Consider the following 20,844-nt stretch of genomic DNA (forward strand, 5'->3'; position numbering starts at 1 on the left):
TAACAGGAGGAACCTGAGATGAACAAGAACAGCTTTAAAAAGATCGCCCTCGCGAAGGGCGAGATAAACCTTTATGATTTCGGCGGCGTAAAGCTTCACGCCTACAGGACCAATGATTTTCTTGCGGACGAGGTCTTTATCGTCGAGAAAGAGGGGCAAGCCGTCATAATCGAATCGCCCTGCTTCTTTGACAACGACAGGGAGCTGGAGGAATATATCGCCGGTACGGGTCTGACGGCCGCGGGATTGCTGCTTGCCTACCATATGGCGGGCGGCGGTTTTATGCCGGGCGTGAGGCGGTACGCGACGAAGAGGGCCGACGAGTATGGCCACAGCGGCGGCGGCAGGGCGCTCATCGATAATTTTACGGGGGCCTTCGGCGCGGCCTTCGACAGCGCCATACATTAGGTGACGGACTATATCGAGCCGGGCGAGGTCAGGATCGGCGGTATCCGGTTCAACATTATTCCCACGCATGAGGCCTTTGACGTGGAGATACCGGAGATCGGCGCCATCTACACCCACATGCTGGGCCACGACTGCCACTCGATCGTGGCGGGCGCGGCGCACGCCGAGGCGATGATCGAACAGCTTCGGGGCTTCCTCGCGAAGGGCTACAATCTGGTGCTCACCTCGCACTATACGCCGGAGGATCTGAAGGATGTCGAGACGAAGATCGCCTACCTCAGCGAGCTCAAGACGATTGCCGCCGGCTGTAACGACGCGGCGGCCTTTAAGGCGGCGGTCAAGAAAAGGTACGGCGGTTACGGCGGCGAGAATTATCTCGACATGACGGCGGGGTTCTTCTTCAAGCGGTGAGCCGCCTGACGGCGGCCCTCCGGTGCGGCGGAGATAACGGCGCGGGGAGAGGCTGCGCGGAGCGCCTCCAAGTTTTACATCCGCGCGAGAAGCTGTAACTCATCGATATTGCGGATAAAATATCCCTGCGTCGTCTTTTCCAATATGCCGCGTTTGACGAAACCGGCAAGCACATAGAGCAAATGCCGGTATGTCACGCCGAGAAACTCCGAAACTTCCTGATGCCGCTCGCGGTAAACTCCGTTGTATGAGGTCAGTAAAATAAAGTTGGCGAGACGGTTTTCCAGCGGGTAAGACTGATTTTTAGAGTAGACATCGGTATTTACGATCGCCTTTTGGCCGAGAAAGAGGCAGAGGCGGCGGAGAAATTTCGTATCGCCGAGTATTGCGTCTTTGCACTCCAATACATGGATCCGGTAACAGAGGCAGGGGGTGATCGCGGCAATGCCGCTGCCGACGCTCTGCGCGCCGACCAATTCCATCTCTCCTATAAAGCAGGGGGCGTTTAAAAAATTGATCAGCGAAATCCGCCCGTTTTCATGCGGGATAAAGAGCTTCGCCCTGCCGCCCGCCAGATAGTATAGATAAGAGACCTGCCGGCCCTCCTCTAAAATATTTTCACCGCCCTCAAATTTCACAACAGAGGTATAGGGGCGTATGTCAAAGCTGAAAAAATCCGACAGAGGAAAGTTTTGATGGCATTCGTCGTTCAGGGAATCTTGTTCGATAATCTTCAAATTTAACATCTCTTTGATAAATTGATATGAGATTTCTCATACCAGTCTATCATAAATCATTGATACAATACAGCAAATATGAGAGGAGACGTTTATTTTGGAACAAAAAGATTATTGGGACAGCGTTTCCGGGCAGAAAGAATTTACCACGCCGTTTCAGGCCGACGAGTTTAAAAAATATGTCCGGGAGGAGGCGCCGGTTTTAGATCTCGGCTGCGGTTACGGACGCACGCTGGACGAATTATATCAGGCGGGGTACCGTAATTTGATCGGCATCGATTTTTCCAAGGGGATGATAGCAAGAGGCCGCGCGTTATATCCCTATCTTGATCTGAGGGTTAAGGAGACCGATTTTATCCCGCTGCCCGATCAAAGCGCGGAGGCGGTGATTCTTTTCGCGGTGCTGACCTGCATAAAGGAAAACGACAAACAGCGGGAACTTATAGCGGAGATCGGCCGCGTGCTCAAACCGGGCGGCGTCCTGTATGTAAACGATTTTCTCTTAAATTCGGACGACAGAAACACAGACCGTTATCAACGATTTCAGGATAAGTACGGCGTATATGGCGTCTTTGAACTGCCGGAAGGCGCCGTCTGCCGGCATCACGACGAGGCGTGGATCCATCAGCTGCTCTCTGATTTTTCCACTCTAAAATATCAGCGGTTGATATTTACGACGATGAATGGCCATGAATCCAAGGGATTTTATTATATTGGCCGCAAATCATGTCAGCGGCCTTAGACAGGCGCCGGATCATAGAGACTGAAAAGTAAAGAGGGTGAAGATATGACACAGGAAGAACGGCTCGACTATCTCATCGAAACACTGGCGGCGGAACAGCCGCGGTACGCCGATTTGAAACTCCCCGCTGACAGGGGGGAGAAACGGGCGCTGCTGCGGGCGCTCTTCAACCTGCGCCCGCCTCTGCCCGCCGCCGACAGGCTGCTCGCGGTGCAGGACGAGTATCTCGCGGAGGAGCTGCGGGCCAGGGGGACAACTTTGGCGGCGGAGCTCGCGCCGCTGTCGGGGGATATCTGTCTCTGGCAGGGCGACATCACGACGCTTGCGGCGGATGCCGTCGTCAATGCCGCCAACAGCGCGATGCTTGGCTGCTTTGTCCCCTGCCACCGCTGTATAGACAACGCGATACACACCTACGCGGGCATCCAGCTGCGGCTCGCCTGCCATGAGCTTATGGAGCGGCAGGGTTACGAAGAGCCGACTGGCGGCGCGAAGATAACCCCGGCCTTCAACCTCCCGAGCCGCTATGTGATCCACACGGTCGGCCCGATAGTTTACGCCTCGCTGACGCGGCGGGAGCGCGACGAGCTGGCCTCCTGCTACCGCTCCTGCCTGAAGCTCGCGAGGGAAAATGGCTTGAAGAGTATCGCCTTCTGCTGTATCTCTACGGGGGAGTTCCGCTTTCCCAACGCGGCGGCGGCGGAGATCGCGGTGGATACGGTGCGGGAGTTCCTCAAAGAAGAGGGCGTTGGGATGAGGGTGATATTTAATGTATTCAAGGATATCGACCGTGAGATATACGCGGGACTGCTGCACTGAGCCCGTGGAGAGGCTGAAAGAGGCGCTGGCGGACGCGGAGGCCGTTCTTGTGGGGGCGGGCGCGGGCTTTTCCGCCTCCGCGGGGCTTGTCTATACGGGGCCGCGCTTCGAGGAAAATTTCGCCGATTTTATCGCGGTTTATGGCTTTGCCGACATGTATTCGGCGGGCTTCCACCGCTACTCCTCGCTTGAGGAGCATTGGGCCTATTGGAGCCGCCATATCTATCTCAACCGCTACGCCCAGCCTGTGGGGAGACCCTACCTGGAGCTGTTGGAGCTCCTGCGCGGCAGGGATTATTTCGTCCTGACGACGAATGTCGACCACCAGTTCCCGCGGGCCGGTTTTGAGGAGGAACGTCTCTTCCGCACGCAGGGCGATTACGGCCTCTGGCAGTGCTCCGTACCCTGCCATGAAGAGACCTACGGCAACGAGGCGGCGGTGCGGCGTATGGTCGCCGAACAGCGCGATATGCGCGTACCGGCGGAACTGGTTCCCTATTGTCCGCTCTGCGGCGCGCCGATGAGCATGAACCTCCGTGTTGACGGCAGCTTCGTTGAGGACGCGGACTGGCACGCGGCGAAGGAGCGTTATCTGGCCTTTTTGCGGCGCACGGAGGGTTCGCGCCTGCTTCTCCTTGAGCTCGGCGTGGGCGGCAACACCCCCGGGATCATAAAGTATCCCTTCTGGCGGATGACGGCGGCCAATCCCCACGCGCTCTATATCTGCGTGAATAACGGCGAGGCCTTCGCCCCGAAGGAGCTCGGCGAGCGCGCCCTCTGTATCGGTGGCGACATCGCCCCGCTGTTTGCCGCGGCCGTGGGCCGCGCCGCCGGCGAGGCTTAACGGGCCCTGAAATGAGAAAAGAGACTTCTCCGCTCATTCGCAGAAGTCTCTTTATCTCTCTGTTCCGCGTGTCAGGCCGCCGGAATCAGTTGTTGGTCAACAACGCGAGCGCCCCCCGGATCTGAAGCTTGACGCCGGTCCTTATGCAGCGTTCATCCGCCTCAAACCTCGCGCTGTGCAGGGGAAAGTTTGTCTCTCTATCCGAAAAGCCGCAGCCCAGCTCGTAAAAGCAGGAGGGGCGTGCCGCGGCGAAGTATGCGAAATCTTCCGTACCCATGGTCGGCTCCGTTTTAATAATGACATTTTCCGCGCCGATCGCCGCGCGCGCCGCCGCGGCCACGGTCTCCGTCACCGTATCGTCGTTTATCAGCGCGCCGTAGCTGGGGCGCAGGATCAGCTCCGCCCGGCCGCCGAAGAGGTCTGCGACGCCATCCGCGGTCTCTTTCAGACGGCGGCGCAGCAGGAGACGTGTCTCCTCGCTGAGCGAACGCATGATGCCCGTCATCTCGACACGGCCGGCGATGATGTTGCCCTTTGTACCGCCCTCTATCTTTCCCACCGTCACCACCGCGGAGTCCAGCGGCGAAATGCCGCGGCTGGCGATGTTCTGAATCGCCGTGATGAACTGCCCGGCCATCGCCACCGCGTCGCAGCCCTCCTCGGGGTGCGCGCCGTGGCAGCCGCGTCCGTGGAGGATGAGCGTGAATTCGTCGGAGGCGGCGTGCATCTTGCCGAATTTGAAGGCCGCCCTGCCGGCGGCGATGGCGGGGTTGACGTGAAGGCCGAGCACATGGCTGACGTGGGGCACGTCGAGGCAGCCAGCCGCGATCATGCGCTCCGCCCCTCCCGTGCCCTCCTCGGCGGGCTGGAAGAATATCTTTACCATACCCGTCAGCTCCGGCTCCATCTCTTTGAGCAGGATCGCCGCGCCGAGCGCGGCGGCGGTATGGATGTCATGCCCGCAGGCGTGCATCACGCCCCTCTTTTTGGAGGCGAAGGGCAGCCCCGTCTCCTCCGTGAGCGGCAGCGCGTCGGTGTCGGCGCGCAGCGCGACCGTCTTGCCACTACCGGCCGTGCCGACTGACGCCACGGCCGCCGTACCGTCCAGCATCAGTTTATATTCGATGCCGTGCCGTCCGAGTATCTCCGCGAGGCGCGCGCAGATGGGCTGTTCCTCTCCCGAAAGGTCGGGATATTCGTGCAGTTCGCGCCGGAAGGCCGTCAGCATCGGCAGCATCCCGTCAATTCTTTTATCGATATCCATAAGCCAAACCTCCTTTAAAATTTCATTATCACCGCGGCGGCGACGAAGAGCATCATCACGAGCCACATGATACCGAAGAGTTTGAGGAAAAACTTCCACCACTTCGCGAGCGAGATGCCCGCGATACCGCACCCGGTGGCGATGCCGCAGGTCGGCCAGAGCAGGTTTGAGAAGCCGTCTCCGAGCTGGAAGGCGAGCACCGTCACCTCGCGCGAGAGACCGGCGACGTCGCCGAGCGGCGCCATTATCGGGATGATCGTCGCCGCCTGGCCGCTGCCGGAGGGGATGGCGAAGTTGATGAAGGTCTGGATGAAGAGCATGCCCTCCGCCGCGATGATCGGCGGCGTCCCCTCGATCATATTCGCCATGAAATTGATTATCGTGTCTATTATTTGCCCCTCGCGCATGACGACGAGAATCGCGCGCGCCACGCCGACGATCAGCGCGCCGAAGACGATGGCGCGGGCCCCCGCGAGCAGCTCCTCCGCTATCTTGTCGGCGCTCCAGCCGAAGATGACGGCGACCGCGATCCCCATCAGGAGGAAGACCGCCGTCAGCTGAGTGTTGCCCCAGCCCCTGTAGAGGCAGCCGTAAAAGATGAGGGCGAGGCTGGCGAAGATCACCGCGAGCGAGGCGGACTCTCGTCCTCCCATCGTCAATTTTTTGAGCTCGCCGCTGTCGTAGGAGAAGAGCGCCTCGCCGCGCGGGACGAGCGAAAGCGACGGGTCTCTCTTTATCTGTCTGCCGTAGCGGAATATCCACCAGAGGGCGATCGCCGAAAAGACGACAAATATCGCGGCGCGCACGCCGAAGCCCGAATAGAGGGGGATACCGGCGATCGACTGCGCCACTACGATGGTATAGGGGTTTGTCAGCGCGGCGGCGAAACCCACTCCGATGCCGAGCATCACCACCGCGAAGCCGAACATCGCGTCATATCCCATAGCCACTCCCACGCCGACCATGATCGGTATCATGCCGTTAAAATCGTTCCACATGCCGAAGAGGCTGGCTCCGAGCGCGAAAAAGAGATAAAAGATGACGACGACGATATTTTCGCGTCCTTCGAGACGCCGCAGCAGCGTTCCCAGCATCTTTTCAAAAGAGCCCGTCTTTATGACGACGGCGAAAGCGGCGTTGACGATGAAGATGAGCGCCACAAGGTCCGCCACCTCGATTATCCCGCGCTGGAAGGAGCTGAAAAAGCCGATGACGCCGACGGGGCTCGAATCGGTGAGATAGCGGAAAGAGCCTGGGACGACGATCTTTCTCATCGTGCCGTTCACGTCGACGGACTGGTACTGGAACTCCCCCGCCGGAATGATCCAGGTCAGCAGGCAGGCCGCCGCGACGATATAAAAGAGCAGTACGTAGGTGTGCGGCATCTTGAATTTTGCGGTCGATGGTCTCATATCTTGGTTCATAACTCCTTTTTGCGCCTCCCTGCCGGTCTATGCGCGGCGCAGCCTCCGGCCGGACAAATCTCTAAAAACAAAAAATCCAGCACAAACTAAACACCTTCCGGTGTTAATTTGGCTGGATCTCGCAGATTATATCCCCGTGCTGAGCGCGCAGGTCAACTGGCAAGGCAGTCTTATTCGGTTTTATCTGCGGGAAGCCGCTTTACGCGAGCCTCCCGTGTGCATGATTATATATTATTTCCCATCCTCGTCAACCGCCACTTTTATCTCATCCCGCCCCGTGGGCCTATGGGTGCTGAGCCAGCTGCGGTATTTCTTCACCGCCTCCATGTAAGCCATCTGAATGGCCTTCTGCGAAGAGGCGAGATAGGAGCCGCGTATGAGCTCCAGAAGCTCCCTGTCGACCTCCGCGAGAGAGCGTCCGATAAATAGCTCCTTGATAAAATTGCTGGTCGCCGGCAGCATAACCGTCACATCGAGGTCGACGATCTTTCCGCTGGCCGCCTCGACGATAAATACGATGAAGAAGTGTGAAAAGCGCGCGGTGATAGGATTCTTCTGCTGTGTCCGCGCGTTTCCTATTATGCAGAGCTTTTCGATCAAAACAAACCTCCCCTTTCATGCGCGGCGGTCTCATATTCGGTGCATAAGCGGTCTTATTATATATTGAGAACTGGGAAATGAGAGCCCGTAAAATCCCCCGCGCTGTGTGTTTAGGAGCGGTCTCGGTCTATAATTGGTTAGAGGGTTTAGATATCCTTGCTTTGGGAGGGTTTGAGCTGAGGAGAAAAATTTACCGCTTTATTGCTTTTGCCGCATTGTCCGCCGCTGTTTTTCTCTGCGCACCGGCCGCTTGGGCCGCCGCCGCGCCTGGGGAACGGAGAATTTCCGCGGACGCCGGTTTTAGAGCGCCGGAAGAGTCGCCCGAATACGGGTGGGCTAAGGAGCTTTTGCAGATGGCAGTCATGCACGGGCGGGACGACCGGGAGAAGATAAAGGAGGCGCTGTTTTGGCTGGAGAGGGGAACGGCGAAAAATTGTCCCCACGCGATGGCGCTGTTGGGCAGCTACTATCTTGACGGCGGTTTTACCGAAAGGTCGCGGCGCGAAGCGGAGCGTGACCCTGAAAAGGGGCTGGCGCTTCTCAGAAGGGCCGCCGCGATGGATGCGCCCGCGGCTCATATCGTGCTTGGCCGAATATATTTCAACGGCGGCTGCGGTGTGGCGCGTGACGCGGAGGCGGGACTCGCCCATTTTGACCGGGCTATTGCCGCCGGCAGCCGCAGGGCGGCCTGCATCATCGCGCAGTCCTACGAGAGGGGCTATTGGCTTGGTCAGGATTATCGCCGCGCGCGGGAATATTATGAAAAGGCGCGCTCTCTCGGCGAGGAGGGGCTCGACGACAGGATCTATAACCTTGAACATCTTCCCGACTACTTCTGGGGAAGCCATCTCTCCGTGAAGGCCTGTACCAAAGAAGAGGTCCGTCCCGACGTCCGGTACGTCGGCAGGAGCCTGAGGCTCAGCGGTCTTGTCGCCTCGGTGAGGAGAGATCCCGGCGGCGTGGCCGTCATTCTCAACCTGTACGAAAATCCCGCGGTCCGCGAGGCGGAATGCCGATTCGCCCCGCAGGAGGCGGCGCGGCTTGCCGGCTGCGAAGAGGGCGATTCCCTGGCGGTACAGGGTAAAGTCACCGGCTTCACCGACGGCGCTGATAACGCCGCCGGTGCGAGAGTCCTGATGGAGGATTGCTGGCCGGTGAGGGACTATTATCGATAGCGTGGACCGTGTGCGGGAAGAACGGCTTGATATATACGGCGGTGTGCCGCTCTTCCCGCGCTCTTTTATTCTTTGTAATTACCTGTATAGCGGCTGACGTACGGAATTAGATCCTTGCTGCGGACGCTCTTATTCTTTTCAGTCCATTGCGTGTAATATTTTTTACAGTCCAGTGTTATCATATCGTTGGTTCGCTCCTCCAACAGGTACGCGAAATCATCTCTAAGCCTAATTGCCCCAAATTCCCAATATACGAGCCGTACTTAATCTCAAAGGTACTTTTATCTTTGTTCAAGGTTCTACAGCCATTTTTCTGTCTTCCGCAGATGGCACGGAATGTGCATTCTTATAATTACATCATTAAAGGTTAATTGAAAAATACCCTTATTTTAGGTAAGAATCACTTGTTGCGATTTAAAAAAGTATTAGAATTTTTTCAATAGAGGCATATTTCACTATTTTCGTCTGTATAAAGAATGGAGGGAATAGAAATGGAAATGGACAAAAAGACACTTCTATTTGGCGGTTATTCCCAGTTTCCTCAGGGGACGGCGGGTCATGAGATATTTAAATACTTTGGCATCGGTTTTGTGGTTGACCCTGAGAGCGGCGAGATCGTGAAAGTCTCTTCCACGTTTCTCAGTGATCTGAGTTCCCGTTTCCTCAGTTCTGCATTTGTAGGCAAAAACATTAGGGATGGAGGTGTCGGGGCGGGCATAAAAGAATTTGAGGCGAGATATTTCTGCAAAGGTAAGAAGACGATCATCGCCGCGATAATAGAAGCGGAGAAAAGCTACTTGAATTATTTAGCACAATAGTGTAGCATGAAATAAACTTAGATAATTTTGGTACAAATCTGCTGATTTGCCTTTTAGGGAGAGCAACCCTCTCTCATTTGCAAGGGCAAGGGGCCAACAGAAATGTTGGGGTCTTGCCCTTTTGTCGTTGCGGATGGGAGGTGGTTTTTGTTGTTTAATTTTTGATTTTCACCGTAAAAAAACAATAAATGACAAAAACTAAAGGAGAGTTGCTTGATGTATGAGAAATTACCTTTGATGGTCCCGTTCGTTCTTTATCTGTTGGTTCTGATCGCCGTTAGTGTTTATACGTTCCGCTTTACCAAGACAATGGAGGGCTTTCACCTTGGCGGACGGAATTTGGGGCCGTGGGTAGCCGGTATCAGCCTTATCTTTTCCGGTTCCAGCGGCTGGATATTCACCGGTATGGCGGGGCTCTGTTATGCGGTGGGCCCGGCGTCGTGGTTTATGCACGCCGGCAATCTTTTTTTTATGCTTACGGCGTTTTTGTTGGTTGGTAAACGCCTGAGAAATTATTCCGGGGTACTCGGCGCGATAACCTATCCGGAATATTTCGTCAGGCGGGTACGCTCCGGAGGGAATATGATCCGCGGTGTCGCCTCTATGGCTGTTGTCGTATTTATATCGGTCTCGGTCGCCACACAGTATATGGCGGCGTCAAAATCAATGGTTCCTCTTTTCGGTATTACTAATTTCCAGGCAACATTAATAACGGCGTCAGTGGTCGCCCTCTATTGCCTGATTGGCGGATTTCTGGCCGTTTGCTGGACTGATATGGTCCAGGGCATAGTTATTCTTGTGAGTTCTGTCGCCCTGTGTTCCTACATGATCTATGATATCGGCGGATGGTCTAATGTAACGCCGAAACTAGCGGCCCTTGACCCCAAACTTGTCTCCGTCAGATGGGTCACACTGCCTTTGGTCCTCTCCTATTTCACGACCGGCTTCCAGTGTATCGGCCGCCCGCATGACACGATACGTTATTTTGCCGTCAAAGATTCAAAATCAACGCGCAAGATGGCGATGATCGGGATGTTTGGCTTCCTCATAAATTACTGGACAGGTTACCTTATCGGTCTCGTTGGACGTATATATTTTCCGGACATCAATGACCCGGAGACGATCTTCGGCAGGATACTCACAAGTGTGCTGAACCCGTGGTTTTCCGGCGTGATGCTTGCCGGGCTGATGGCTCTGATCATGTCCACCGTTGATTCCTGTCTGCTCTGCGCCGCATCGACGCTTAGTGAGGATTTTTACCATACCTGCATAAACAGAAACGCATCGAAGGAACACCTGTTAAGGGTTTCTAGATTATCGGTGCTGTTAATCGCGCTGTTGGGTACGATTCTTGCGCTGAACTCAGGAGGACGTTCTGTCATGTCCGCCATGCTCTTTGCCTCCGGAGGCCTCGCCGCGACCTTTGGTCCCGCGCTGCTTCTCTCGCTCTACTGGAAACGGCTGACAGAAGCGGGCTTGATCGCCGCGATGCTGACGGGATTTTCCGCAAGTGTTGCGTGGAAAGTTGGCGGAATGGCAAAAATTTCGAGCATACATGAGAGTTGTTTCGGTTTCTTTGCGGCGCTCGTACTTGGCACTGTTATAAGTTTAATTACCAAACCTCTGCCGCAGGAGGAAATAGCGCGGGAACTTCAAATCATATCAAGGGACTACCGTGTTGAGCAGCTCAGCGAAATAGAGCGTGGATTTCAATCCGCACAATAGGAATGAGGTGTTTTTTCATGGACTTCTGCGCGTGGCTGATCGTTGTGATAGTTCCGGTGATAATTACGGGAGTTTCGGTGCTCTATTATCTGCTTGGAGGCGATGATAATGATGACATCAAAGATTAGATGCGGTGAAATAATAGATCTTGTCTCCGGGAAAAGAAGGCAAAATGTAGATTTATGGCTGATGAATGGAAAAATAGGAAGAATCTCTGAAAACGGCGGACGGATTGCGGAAGAAGAGATAGACCTTTCCCGTTTTTACGTGATTCCCGGCTTTGTCGACGCCCACAACCATCTCTGCCTTCGTGTGGGGGGCGAGGCGGCTCCGATGATGGAGGCGCTTGCATATCAGGTACTTCTTGCGGTGAGGCACGCGCGTTTCGCGCTGCTTTCCGGGGTGACGACGCTGCGTGATGTGGGCGAGCGTGGATATGTCGACCTCTTTGTACGGCGCGGGATTGAGGAGGGGATCATTCCCGGGCCGAGACTTCTGGTCGCGGGGCCGGGGTTTCTCCAAAGCTGCGGCCGCCTGTGGTTTATGGGAAGGGAGGCCGGCGGCCATACCGAGGTCCGTAAAACGGTCCGCAAACAGCTGAAGGCAGGTATCGACTTTATAAGGATATTTGTGTCCGGTGCGGGTGCGGCATTCTCCGCCGAAAAAGCAGTTCCCGGCAGCAGCCGCGAAGAGATAGAGGCCGCTGTCTATGAGGCGCGCGCCGCCGGAAGGAATATCGGCGTACAGACCCACGGTGGCGATGCGGCGACATGGGCGATCGAGGCGGGCGTTGACGCTGTGGAACATGGGTGTTTCCTCACGGAAGAACAACTGCTGATGATGAGGGAGTGCGGCACCTGGCTCGTCGTCACAAGCGGCATCCAGCGGGCGATACGCGACTGCGCGGGAAATTCCGCCTTTATGCGCGAAAAGGCGGGCGCCGCCTACGCCAACTACCTGTCCGTGGTGCGGCGCGCCGTCGAGCTCGGCATCAACCTCGCCGTGGGCAACGACACGAACCATGGATGTATTGCGGAGGAGATAGCCTTTTTAGAAAGGGCGGGCATGGAGAGGCGCGCGGCGCTGCTGGCCGCCACGCTGGGAGGCGCGTCTCTCTGCGGTATTGAGGAGGAGATCGGAACGCTGGATATCGGCAAGGAGGCCGACCTGATCGCCTTTGAGCGGGACCCTCTGACGGCCGCGCCGCGGGAGCTGGTTCCGGCGTGGGTGATAAGGTCGGGAAAGGTAATGAAGAATCCCGTCGGCGTATGCTCCTGATACCTATTAAAAAGAGAGAAGGCAGACGGTACGCCGCCTGCCTTCTCTCTTTTACCGCCGGTGTCCCCGGCCTTTATTTTGCGATGAGTCCCTTTTCCCGAAGGAACTCACGTGCCACAGTTCTTGCGTCCTGGCCGCCGATGTCCACCTTGGCGTTGAGCGCGCGCATCGTATCCTCGTTAAGCAGCCCGTCCATTTTTGACAGCAGCCCTTCCAATTCGGGGTATTTTTCAAATGTATCCTGCCGGACGAGGTTCACCGCGTAGTAGGGCGGGAAGAAGTTGATGTCGTCCTCCATCAGCGTCACCTTTTGCTTGGTCAGCTGGGCGTCGGTCGAAAAGGCGTCGATCACATCCACCTCTTGCGCCGCGAGCCCACGATAACGGATACTTTCCTGCAGTCCCGTAACGGACTTAAAGTCCTTTTTAAAGCGTTTTTTCATGAGCGGCAGGCAGTCTCCGCGCTGGACGAAGCCGACCGTGCAGCCGAGCCGCAGTTTATCGGCGACGCCCATCATCTCGGATAGGGTGCGTATGCCGTAGCGCTTCGCCGTCTCGGGGCGCACTCCCATCACATAGGTGTTGTTGAAGCCGAGCGGCTTTGAGACGGCGATGCCGTGTTCCTTCATCAGCAGCTCTTTTGATTTTTCATAGACGGCCTGCGGGTCGGTGCTCGCGAAATCTAGGTGGAAGTAGTTGGGCAGGATGCTGCCGGTATATTCGACAAACATGTCAACGTCGCCCTTTTTGAGCGCGTTAAAGCAGACTACCGCGCCGCCGAGGTTAAAACGCTCATCTACCTTGATGTCGCTGTTGGCTTTGATGAGCTCGCTGTACATATAGCCGAGTATCATCGCCTCCGTGAAGTCGCCGGAGCCCACGGTGACCTTTCTCTCGCCGCGTTCGCTCAGATATCCCGAGAGGGCGGAGGCGGCGGGAAGCAGCACCAGCAGGCCGCAGAGCGCAAAGACGGCGATCTGCCTGCGGCGGCGCTTTTTCGCGGGGATATTCTGTATCTGCTCGGGGGGCAGCAGCCCCTCGGGCGTCACCGCGCGTTCCAGCTGCCCAAGCAGAAGGTCTATGCCGAGCGCCATCAGCGAGGCCGGGATAGCGCCGAGCAGCACGAGGCCGACGTTCTGTGAGTTGAGCCCGAGATTTATGAACCATCCCAGCCTGCCCGCGCCCGCGAAGGCGGCGATCGTCATCGTGCCCACCGCCGCGACGGCGGAGATGCGGATACCGGCCATAATGAAGGGCGCCGCGAGCGGCAGTTCAATACGGAACATGCGCTGCCACTTCGTCAGCCCCATGCCGCGCGCCACCTCTATCGTCTTCGGGTCGATGCTCATGATGCCCGTGTAGGTATTCTTTATGATGGGAAGCAGCGCGTAGATGATGACCATCATGATTGCCGGCTTCGCTCCGATCCCCACAAAGGGAACGGAGAAGGCCAGCAGCGCGATGCAGGGAATCGACTGCATTATATTGGCGAGGCCGATGACGATACGCGTCGCGAGCCTGCTGTGTGTGATGACGATGCCGACAGGTATTCCGATCGACAGCGAGATGAATACCGCCATGGTCGTCATATTCATATGGTCGATGAAAAGCCGCAGCAGTTCGCTGTGCTTCGCCGCCAGCAGTGCCAGGAAATCAGTCAATTACGCCACTCCTCTCTTCGGCGGAACCCTCGGGGCTGAACTGCCTGCTCAGCACGGAGAGCAGCCTTCCCTTCGTGAGAAACCCCCGCAGCCGTGAGTCGTGATCGGTCACGGGAATGACTCCGGATATGTTGTAGTCGATGGTGGAAATGATCTTTTTCAGCGAAGTATCGGTGAAGACTGAGATGTAATCGTCCGATATATAGTCGCTTATCCTGTCGTTCTCATTCTTCACATTCCGCAGGTCCGCGAGCCAGACGATGCCCCTCAGCCTGCCGTTGTCGGTGACGAGGAGGCTGTCGACGTTGTAGTGGCTCATAATATAGATCGCCTGTACCACGCTGCGGTCCTCCGTCGCCTGCACCGGCCGTTTCAGCATGATGTCCTCCGCCTTGACGAACTCGGGGTTGCTCCATAGTTTGTTCTTGCCGATGAACTCCTCCACGTAGCGGTTGACCGGGTGTTTCAGGATATCTTCGGGATTGTCGCACTGGACGACGTGCCCCGCCTGGATGACGCAGATCCGGTCGGCGAGCTTGATCGCCTCGTCCATATCGTGGGTCACAAATACCACCGTCTTGCGCGTCTGCTTCTGCAGTTTAAAGACCTCGTCCTGCAGCTCGCCGCGCGTTACGGGGTCCAGCGCGGAAAACGGCTCGTCCATCAGGATGATCGGCGGGTCCGGCGCGAAGGCGCGCGCCACGCCGACCCGCTGGCGCTGTCCTCCGGAAAGCTGGGAGGGATAAAGCCCGCGGTAACTGCCGGGCTCCAGCGCCACCATCTCCAGCATTTCATCCGTCCTTGCGGCGACGCGCTCTTCCGTGAATCCCGCCATCCTCATCGTCAGCGCGATATTTTCCCCGACGGTCATGTGAGGAAAGAGTCCCCCCTCCTGCACGATGTAGCCGATCCTCTTGGGCAGCTCCGAGACCGGCATCTCGCTTACAGAGGTGGAATCTATGAGAATGTCACCGCTGTCGATACTGTTAAGCTTGTTTATCATCTTCAGAAGCGTAGTCTTGCCGCAGCCGCTGGAGCCGATCAGGACGAAAAATTCATTGTCCCTGATGGTCAAATTGACGTTCATCAGAACGGGCTTGTTTTTATAGGATTTGTATATGCCCTTGAACTCGATCATTTTTTGTCTCCCTTCGCAGTGGTTTTATGGGGCGGACACCCCATATCCCTTTTTGCGATGCAGAGTTTAACGGAAATCATGTGAACGCGATGTGAAATAGGCGGGAGGCGCGTGAGAATTGTGTGATAAAAATAACCGCCGCCGCGGGCTACGCATACGGCGTTGTCGGTTACACGGGAGGGGTAAATGCCTCCGCGGCGCTGCGAGAGAGGCTGAACCGGCGGTGAGGGGAGGGAAACAGCTAGTATAGAGGCATAAAAAGAGATAAATATAACTGACTTTTATAGACTTTTATATTTGTCCATCACATGTTAAAAAGCTGCGGGGTTTTTCGGTAAAAATAATGGCCGCCACGCGGAGATCGTTCCTCTCCGAACGGCGGCCAAATGGCGCTAAAAACGACGGGCCCATCCCGCACTCCTGCTAAACGGAGGTGAAGAGGGCCTTTATGCCAGTCCTTTTACAAACTCGCTGAGCTTCGCGAGCCCATCTTCGAGCTCTCTTTTATTACAGGCGTAGCCGATGCGGAAGCAGTGTTCCTCGTCGAAGCATGAGCCGGGTGTTAGAAAGGCTCCCGTCTCCGCGAGCAGCTTCAAACAAAACTCTTCCGAGGGCATATCGACGTCGCAGTATAACAGTGCTGTGGTGCCGCACTGCGGCTTTACATAGGAAAATCGCGGTTCTTTTGCGACCCATGCGTCAAGGACCGCCAAATTTTCCTTTACGATCCCGCGGTTGCGCCCGATGATCGCCTCCTTAGCCTCCAGCGCGATCGCCGCGAGCGCCTCGTCAATCATGCCGCAGCTTATCGTGTCATAATCGCGGTGCAGCAGTATCTCGCGCATCGCCTCTTTGCTGCGTGTCGCGATCCAGCCGAGACGCAGCCCCGCGAGGGAGAATACCTTAGACATGCTGCCGACCGCGATCCCCTTCTCGTAGAGGTCGGCGACGGATTCCGGATATCCGTCCTCCTGAGTAAGAAACCTGTAGACCTCGTCGCATAGAACATAGGCGTCCACGCCGCGGGCGATCTCGACGATTCCGCGCAGCGTCTCCTCCGGTATCAGCGCGCCCGTTGGGTTGTTGGGGTTGTTTATGCAGATGATTTTTGTCTTTTCGTTGACGAGCGTGCGCAGCCTGTCAAGATTTGGCAGGAAGTTCTCCTCCTTTTTCAGCTTCAGGATGCGCACCTTAGCGCCGTATGACTCGGGGATCGAATAAAGCTGCTGGTAAGTCGGCATCACGGAAACCACCGCGTCGCCGGGCTCGACGAGCGAATAGAGCGCCAGGTGGTTCGCCCCCGCCGCGCCGTGCGTGGTGATGATCTCCTCCGTTCCAACGGAGCGGTAGAGGCCGGAGATCGCCGTATTCAGTTCATCCGCGCCGAATATCGCGCCGTAGGTCATGCGCCGCTGCGCGATGGTCTCGAAAAACTCCCGCCTGTCATGTTCAGCGAGGCGGAAGAGCTCGTCCAGCGTCACGGAGTCGACGCAGGTCTCCGCGATGTTGTACTTTGCCTTCGTCTCGTTGAGATTCATCCATTCTTCGACTTTGAATGTGGCTATCTTCATGTTTTTCTCTCCGTTTCCTGATAAATTTAAAGATCCAGCTTCAAATCGAGGAACCCGTTATGTACGTGCACCCCTATCCTTTTTATCGCCGCCTCGGTGTCTCTCTCTCTTATGAGTTCCAGCAGCTCGCGGTGTTCGGAGAGGCTGCGGTTATTTGAAAAGTCAAGATAATTCTCATAAAGCACCATATAGACGTCCGTCGTGTTGATTGCCGTGCGGATGTGCTGGCAGAGGATATCGTTGCCGCCGGCCTCCGCGATGCTTAAATGGAAGCGGCTGTTTATCTCCGGGTATTTCTCGGCGCTTATCCTGCCGTCGTAGACCGCCTGCTCCTCTTCGATGTTCTCCCCCAGGTGCCGCAGCAGAAGCGGTGTGACATTCGGCATCGCCTCTTCGATGCCCCATTGTTCCAGCTTGGCGCGGACCTCATAGGCGTTCATCATTTCGCGCCGCGTAGGCAAAGCGACCCAGACGCCGCTGTTGGGCACCATGCGCAGCCACCCTTCAAGCGTAAGCTTGCGCAGTGCTTCGCGCACCGGCGTGCGGCTTACCCCGATTTCCTGCGAAAGCGTTATCTCCGCGAGCCGCTGCCCAGGTTTTAACTTTTTCAGCATGATCATCTTTTTTATCTCGGAATAGGCGACCCCTGGGGCGGTCTGCTCAATAAAGCTGTCCATAATCATCTCTCCCGTGATGGTTATTATTGTATCCCATTGTATATATTGTACCTCTGTTTATGTAATAAAAACAATAGGCAAAATAGTTGACGGATGATTCTTTTTTGATTATAATACAGTTGTATCCAATAGAATACATAGGGATGCAGTAGAATTCAATAAACTTGAATAACTATATATGGAGGTGCTGTAATGAAGTATACGCGTATGCCCATCGAAAAGGAGTCGCCAGAGCAGTTCGGCTATGAGAAGATCAAGAACAATCTCACCGAAACTTCCGTCCGTGACCGCAATATCAAGGACTTGGGAATCGTACTGGACGACATCCTTCTTCCCTATGGAGACCATCTCGGAGACCCGCGTCTCAGAAAGCTTATCGCCGAACAGTCGAATATCGCCGACCCGGACTGTGTCATCATCACCGGCGGCGCGGCGTCGGCGCTATTTCTCGTCGCCTCGTTGCTGCTTGAGCCGGGCAGCCACATGATAGTCGCGCGTCCTAACTATGGCACGAATATCGCGACGCCTGAAGCGATCGGCGCGGATGTCGGCTACCTCGACCAGAAGTTTGAAGAGGGTTTCCGCGTAGATATCGAAAGACTTGAATCGATGATCCGTCCTGATACGAAGTACATCTCATTGACGAACCCGCATAATCCCACCGGCACGATGATGGGGCTGGAAGAGGTTAAGAGAGTCATCACCGTCGCAGAGAAACACAACGTATGGCTGCTTATGGACGAGACATACCGCGATATGTTCAAGGACGAGGTGCTGCCCGTCGCCGCATCGCTCTCGCCAAAGGTTATCTCCATCTCCTCGCTCTCGAAGACCTACGGCATACCGGGAATCCGCATCGGCTGGGCCGTCTGCCAGGATAAAGAGATGATGGATATGCTTTTGGCGGCGAAAGAACAGGTTTGCATCGGCGGCAGCGTCGTCGACGAATATATTGGTTTCGCCGCGCTCTCGCAGAAAAAGGAATGGATCGCAAAAAATGACGCCCTTATCGCGAGGCATTTCGCCATTGTCAAGGACTGGGTGGAGCACGAGGAATTTGTCGAATGGGTCGAGCCGCGCGCGGCCTGTACCTGTTTCCCACGCGTCAAGGAATCCGCCGGCGTCGATATCGAAAAGTTTTATAAGGTCATGAACGATAAATACGGCACCTATATCGGCCCCGGCCACTGGTTTGGCTTTGAGGACCGTTATATGCGCATCGGATACGCCTGGCCGCTCGAAGATGAACTTAAAGCCGGCCTTGCGGGAATCTCCGCGGCGATCAGAGAGGCCAGAGGATAGAGACAGAGGCCCGGGGGCCCTCACCGGCTCTCGGATCTGTCGGAAAAACTGATGGATAGATATCCTCTGCTTGAGATAGACGACAAAATTATTCGCCGCAACGCGGAAATATTACTTGGCGAATGCAGAAGGAACGGCGTCGAGCCATTTGCCGTACTGAAGGGTTTCAACGCCCTTCCCGGCATAAGTGAGGTTCTGGTCGAGGCCGGATACAAAACCCTGGCAAGTTCAAGGCTGCCGCATCTTGCGGCGGTGAAAGAGGCTGGGCTGGCCGTGGAGACTCTTGGACTGCGCCTGCCGATGCTCTCTGAAGTGCATGAGGTTGTGAAGATTTGCGATATCAGCCTCAATTCCGAACTTGATACGCTTAGAGCCCTTGACTGTGCGGCGGGCGCAGCCAGCCGCTTTCACAAGATAATACTAATGCGCGACCTCGGGGATCTGCGGGAGGGGATATTTGAGGGCGAAAGGTTTATCGAAACGGCGCTTTACGTCGAACGCGAACTTAAAAATCTTTGTCTTTACGGCGTTGGTGTCAATCTTACCTGCTATGGTTCCATTATCCCGACGGAAAAGAACCTTTCCGAACTTGCCGCGAATGCCGCGGATATCGAAAAACTCATTGGCAGAAAGCTGACGGTGGTATCCGGTGGTAACACGACCTCTCTTCCGCTTCTGCTGCGCGGAGCTATGCCTGAGGGAATAAATAATCTTCGTATCGGAGAGGCGATCGTCGTTCCCTGCGATCTTGCCGGTCAGTGGCGCTGTCCAGTCGAAGGGCTTTCCAACAGAGGGCTTGTGCTCAAAGCGGAGATAATTGAAATAGGCAGAAAGCCGACGCATCCGATCGGCGAACTGGGTACAAACTGCTTTGGCTCCCACAGCCATTACGAAGACCGAGGCGTTCGCCGGCGGGCTTTGCTTGCCCTAGGAGCCTTTGACATTGGCGATCCGGAAAAGCTCATTCCAGACGATCCGGGGATAAAGATACTGGGCGCGAGCAGCGACCACATGATAATAGATATTGAAGAAAGCGAGAATGATTACCGCCTCGGGGATATAGTTTCTTTCACGCTCCACTATCAGGCGATGCTCTTCGCCACTGAAAACCCACTCATCGAAAAACGATATGTAAGTTGATGCGGCAAATCCATTAACAGATCAAAGGAGGAGCTTATGAGCAGAATAATCAGGTATTGCATGGCCGGCTTTGGTAATGTCGGCGTAAGGTTTGCGCGTCTGCTTTTGGAAAAGGAGGCAGAGTTAAGGGCGGAATACGGATGTGAAATGCGTCTTACCGGCATATGTACCCGTTCAAAGGGTACACTGCTGAACTCCGAAGGTCTTGACCTTAAAAAGGTTCTTGCAATGAACGAAGAGGCGGGCCGCTTTGACGAAAAGGACGATGATTTTGTCCGCTGCGGCACGGAAACTATGATCGCCGCGTCGGAGGCAGATCTGCTCATCGAACTTACGACACTGTCCATCGACGACGGCGAACCGGCGGCGAGTTACATCAGAACGGCGCTTAACCGCGGTATGCACGTAATAACCGCCAATAAGGGACCGGAGGCATGGCGCTTTGACGAACTCAACGCCCTCGCTGAGGAAAAGGGGCGGATGTTCCTCTACGAGACGATTGTGATGGATGGCACGCCTGTCTTTAATCTAGTCAAAAAAAACCTGTGCGGGAACAGGATTCTTGGGATAAAGGGAATCCTGAACGGTACGACGAACTTTGTGCTGGGGGAGCTTGAGAGAGGTGGTAGCTATGAATCGGCGGTCAAAGAGGCGCAGCGCATACAGCTTGCCGAGGCCGACCCCTCGATGGATGTCGATGGCTGGGACGGCGCGGCTAAGATCTGCGCGCTGGCAAATATCTTGATGGGGGCGAAGGCCAATCCGAAGGCGGTCCACGTGGAAAGCCTCGCTGACATTGACGCCGCGGATATCGCGGCGGCGCGCGAAAAGGGCTGCCGGATAAAGTATCTCTGCCGCGCTGAAGCCGGTGATGAAAATGGCGGCCTTAAATTAAGTGTCAAACCCGAGCTTATCCCCTTCGGCGATCCCCTTGCCAGCGTTAACGGAACGTCGGCCGCAGTCACCCTATACACGGACCTTGCCGGGGAGATCTCCATAGTGCAGACCGACCCCGGGATACTGCAGACGGCCTACGGCGTCTACAGCGATCTCTGTACGCTGATAGAAAGTACACAATAAAAACAGATACATAATTACAAAAAGGAGGTAC

The 20,844-nt window shown here is 55.8% G+C and carries 20 protein-coding genes; 12 read left to right on the forward strand and 8 right to left on the reverse strand.

The genetic code is table 11. The features are described from left to right. The first annotated feature begins 18 nt into the window (after positions 1 to 18). Together LIO98_RS08280 and LIO98_RS08285 are read left to right on the forward strand one after the other, a co-directional pair. On the forward strand, positions 19 to 408 hold the full coding sequence (locus LIO98_RS08280; protein ID WP_291955390.1) for a hypothetical protein: 390 nt from the start codon (positions 19 to 21) through the stop codon (positions 406 to 408). Then, positions 409 to 819: a hypothetical protein gene (locus LIO98_RS08285; RefSeq protein ID WP_291955392.1), complete on the forward strand. Its 411-nt coding sequence runs from the start codon at positions 409 to 411 to the stop codon at positions 817 to 819. A gap of 74 nt (positions 820 to 893) precedes the next feature. Here the strand turns inward: LIO98_RS08285 and yeiL are convergent, their stop codons facing one another. Next, complete coding sequence (gene yeiL / locus LIO98_RS08290) at positions 894 to 1,556, reverse strand: transcriptional regulator YeiL (protein ID WP_291955395.1); 663 nt, start codon at positions 1,554 to 1,556, stop codon at positions 894 to 896. A gap of 97 nt (positions 1,557 to 1,653) precedes the next feature. Here yeiL and LIO98_RS08295 point away from each other — a divergent pair, with 97 nt between their 5' ends. From LIO98_RS08295 to LIO98_RS08305, 3 genes are read left to right on the forward strand one after another with little or no spacing between them, the layout of a single operon-like run. Continuing rightward, positions 1,654 to 2,298, forward strand: coding sequence for a class I SAM-dependent methyltransferase (locus LIO98_RS08295; protein ID WP_291955398.1), 645 nt, complete (start codon positions 1,654 to 1,656; stop codon positions 2,296 to 2,298). A 45-nt stretch (positions 2,299 to 2,343) separates the two neighbouring features. Next, positions 2,344 to 3,117, forward strand: a complete 774-nt coding sequence (locus LIO98_RS08300; RefSeq protein WP_291955400.1) for a protein-ADP-ribose hydrolase — start codon at positions 2,344 to 2,346, stop codon at positions 3,115 to 3,117. After that, positions 3,068 to 3,961 (forward strand): Sir2 silent information regulator family NAD-dependent deacetylase, encoded by an 894-nt coding sequence (locus tag LIO98_RS08305; RefSeq protein ID WP_291955402.1) that lies wholly within the window; start codon positions 3,068 to 3,070, stop codon positions 3,959 to 3,961. Before LIO98_RS08300 ends, LIO98_RS08305 begins: the two co-directional genes overlap by 50 nt. Before the next feature lie 85 nt (positions 3,962 to 4,046). On the opposite strand, the gene LIO98_RS08310 is transcribed toward LIO98_RS08305, so the two are convergent. The 3 genes from LIO98_RS08310 to LIO98_RS08320 form a co-directional block, all read right to left on the reverse strand. Continuing rightward, positions 4,047 to 5,225 (reverse strand): M20 family metallopeptidase, encoded by a 1,179-nt coding sequence (locus LIO98_RS08310; protein ID WP_291955405.1) that lies wholly within the window; start codon positions 5,223 to 5,225, stop codon positions 4,047 to 4,049. A gap of 14 nt (positions 5,226 to 5,239) precedes the next feature. Next, on the reverse strand, positions 5,240 to 6,637 hold the full coding sequence (locus tag LIO98_RS08315; protein WP_291955408.1) for a TIGR00366 family protein: 1,398 nt from the start codon (positions 6,635 to 6,637) through the stop codon (positions 5,240 to 5,242). A 243-nt stretch (positions 6,638 to 6,880) separates the two neighbouring features. After that, the gene (locus LIO98_RS08320) at positions 6,881 to 7,249 is read right to left on the reverse strand and encodes a DUF3870 domain-containing protein (RefSeq protein ID WP_291955411.1); all 369 of its coding nucleotides are present in this window, start codon (positions 7,247 to 7,249) and stop codon (positions 6,881 to 6,883) included. Between the two features lie 353 nt (positions 7,250 to 7,602). On the opposite strand from LIO98_RS08320, the gene LIO98_RS08325 reads away from it, so the two are divergent. The 4 genes from LIO98_RS08325 to LIO98_RS08340 all read left to right on the forward strand — a co-directional run bounded on the left by LIO98_RS08325 (position 7,603) and on the right by LIO98_RS08340 (position 12,245). After that, positions 7,603 to 8,424, forward strand: coding sequence for a tetratricopeptide repeat protein (locus LIO98_RS08325; RefSeq protein WP_291955415.1), 822 nt, complete (start codon positions 7,603 to 7,605; stop codon positions 8,422 to 8,424). Between the two features lie 476 nt (positions 8,425 to 8,900). Continuing rightward, positions 8,901 to 9,242 carry a DUF3870 domain-containing protein gene (locus LIO98_RS08330; RefSeq protein ID WP_291955418.1) on the forward strand — a complete coding sequence of 114 codons (342 nt, stop codon included), beginning with the start codon at positions 8,901 to 8,903 and terminating at the stop codon, positions 9,240 to 9,242. Between the two features lie 216 nt (positions 9,243 to 9,458). Then, positions 9,459 to 10,967 carry a sodium/proline symporter gene (locus LIO98_RS08335; protein ID WP_291955421.1) on the forward strand — a complete coding sequence of 503 codons (1,509 nt, stop codon included), beginning with the start codon at positions 9,459 to 9,461 and terminating at the stop codon, positions 10,965 to 10,967. Between the two features lie 189 nt (positions 10,968 to 11,156). Continuing rightward, entirely contained in the window at positions 11,157 to 12,245 is a 1,089-nt protein-coding gene (locus LIO98_RS08340) for an amidohydrolase family protein (protein ID WP_291955426.1), read from the forward strand. Between the two features lie 73 nt (positions 12,246 to 12,318). Here LIO98_RS08340 and LIO98_RS08345 read toward each other — a convergent pair whose 3' ends face one another. From LIO98_RS08345 to LIO98_RS08360, 4 genes are all read right to left on the reverse strand, one after another. Further along, positions 12,319 to 13,905 carry a glycine betaine ABC transporter substrate-binding protein gene (locus LIO98_RS08345; RefSeq protein ID WP_291955429.1) on the reverse strand — a complete coding sequence of 529 codons (1,587 nt, stop codon included), beginning with the start codon at positions 13,903 to 13,905 and terminating at the stop codon, positions 12,319 to 12,321. After that, entirely contained in the window at positions 13,898 to 15,043 is a 1,146-nt protein-coding gene (locus tag LIO98_RS08350; RefSeq protein WP_291955432.1) for an ABC transporter ATP-binding protein, read from the reverse strand. Before LIO98_RS08350 ends, LIO98_RS08345 begins: the two co-directional genes overlap by 8 nt. A 446-nt stretch (positions 15,044 to 15,489) precedes the next feature. Continuing rightward, positions 15,490 to 16,614 (reverse strand): aminotransferase, encoded by a 1,125-nt coding sequence (locus LIO98_RS08355; protein ID WP_291955435.1) that lies wholly within the window; start codon positions 16,612 to 16,614, stop codon positions 15,490 to 15,492. A 26-nt stretch (positions 16,615 to 16,640) separates the two neighbouring features. After that, on the reverse strand, positions 16,641 to 17,291 hold the full coding sequence (locus LIO98_RS08360) for a GntR family transcriptional regulator (protein ID WP_291955437.1): 651 nt from the start codon (positions 17,289 to 17,291) through the stop codon (positions 16,641 to 16,643). 192 nt (positions 17,292 to 17,483) lie between these two features. On the opposite strand from LIO98_RS08360, the gene LIO98_RS08365 reads away from it, so the two are divergent. Genes LIO98_RS08365 through LIO98_RS08375 form a run of 3 tightly spaced genes read left to right on the forward strand, consistent with a single transcriptional unit; the run spans position 17,484 to position 20,813 of the window. Continuing rightward, complete coding sequence (locus tag LIO98_RS08365; protein ID WP_291955439.1) at positions 17,484 to 18,593, forward strand: aminotransferase class I/II-fold pyridoxal phosphate-dependent enzyme; 1,110 nt, start codon at positions 17,484 to 17,486, stop codon at positions 18,591 to 18,593. Positions 18,594 to 18,644: 51 nt separating this feature from the next. Beyond that, complete coding sequence (locus LIO98_RS08370; protein WP_291955442.1) at positions 18,645 to 19,733, forward strand: alanine racemase; 1,089 nt, start codon at positions 18,645 to 18,647, stop codon at positions 19,731 to 19,733. Positions 19,734 to 19,769: 36 nt separating this feature from the next. Then, positions 19,770 to 20,813, forward strand: a complete 1,044-nt coding sequence (locus LIO98_RS08375) for a homoserine dehydrogenase (RefSeq protein WP_291955445.1) — start codon at positions 19,770 to 19,772, stop codon at positions 20,811 to 20,813. Positions 20,814 to 20,844: the final 31 nt, after the last annotated feature.

It is taken from the genome of Cloacibacillus sp., from assembly GCF_020860125.1.
Lineage (GTDB): Bacteria > Synergistota > Synergistia > Synergistales > Synergistaceae > Cloacibacillus.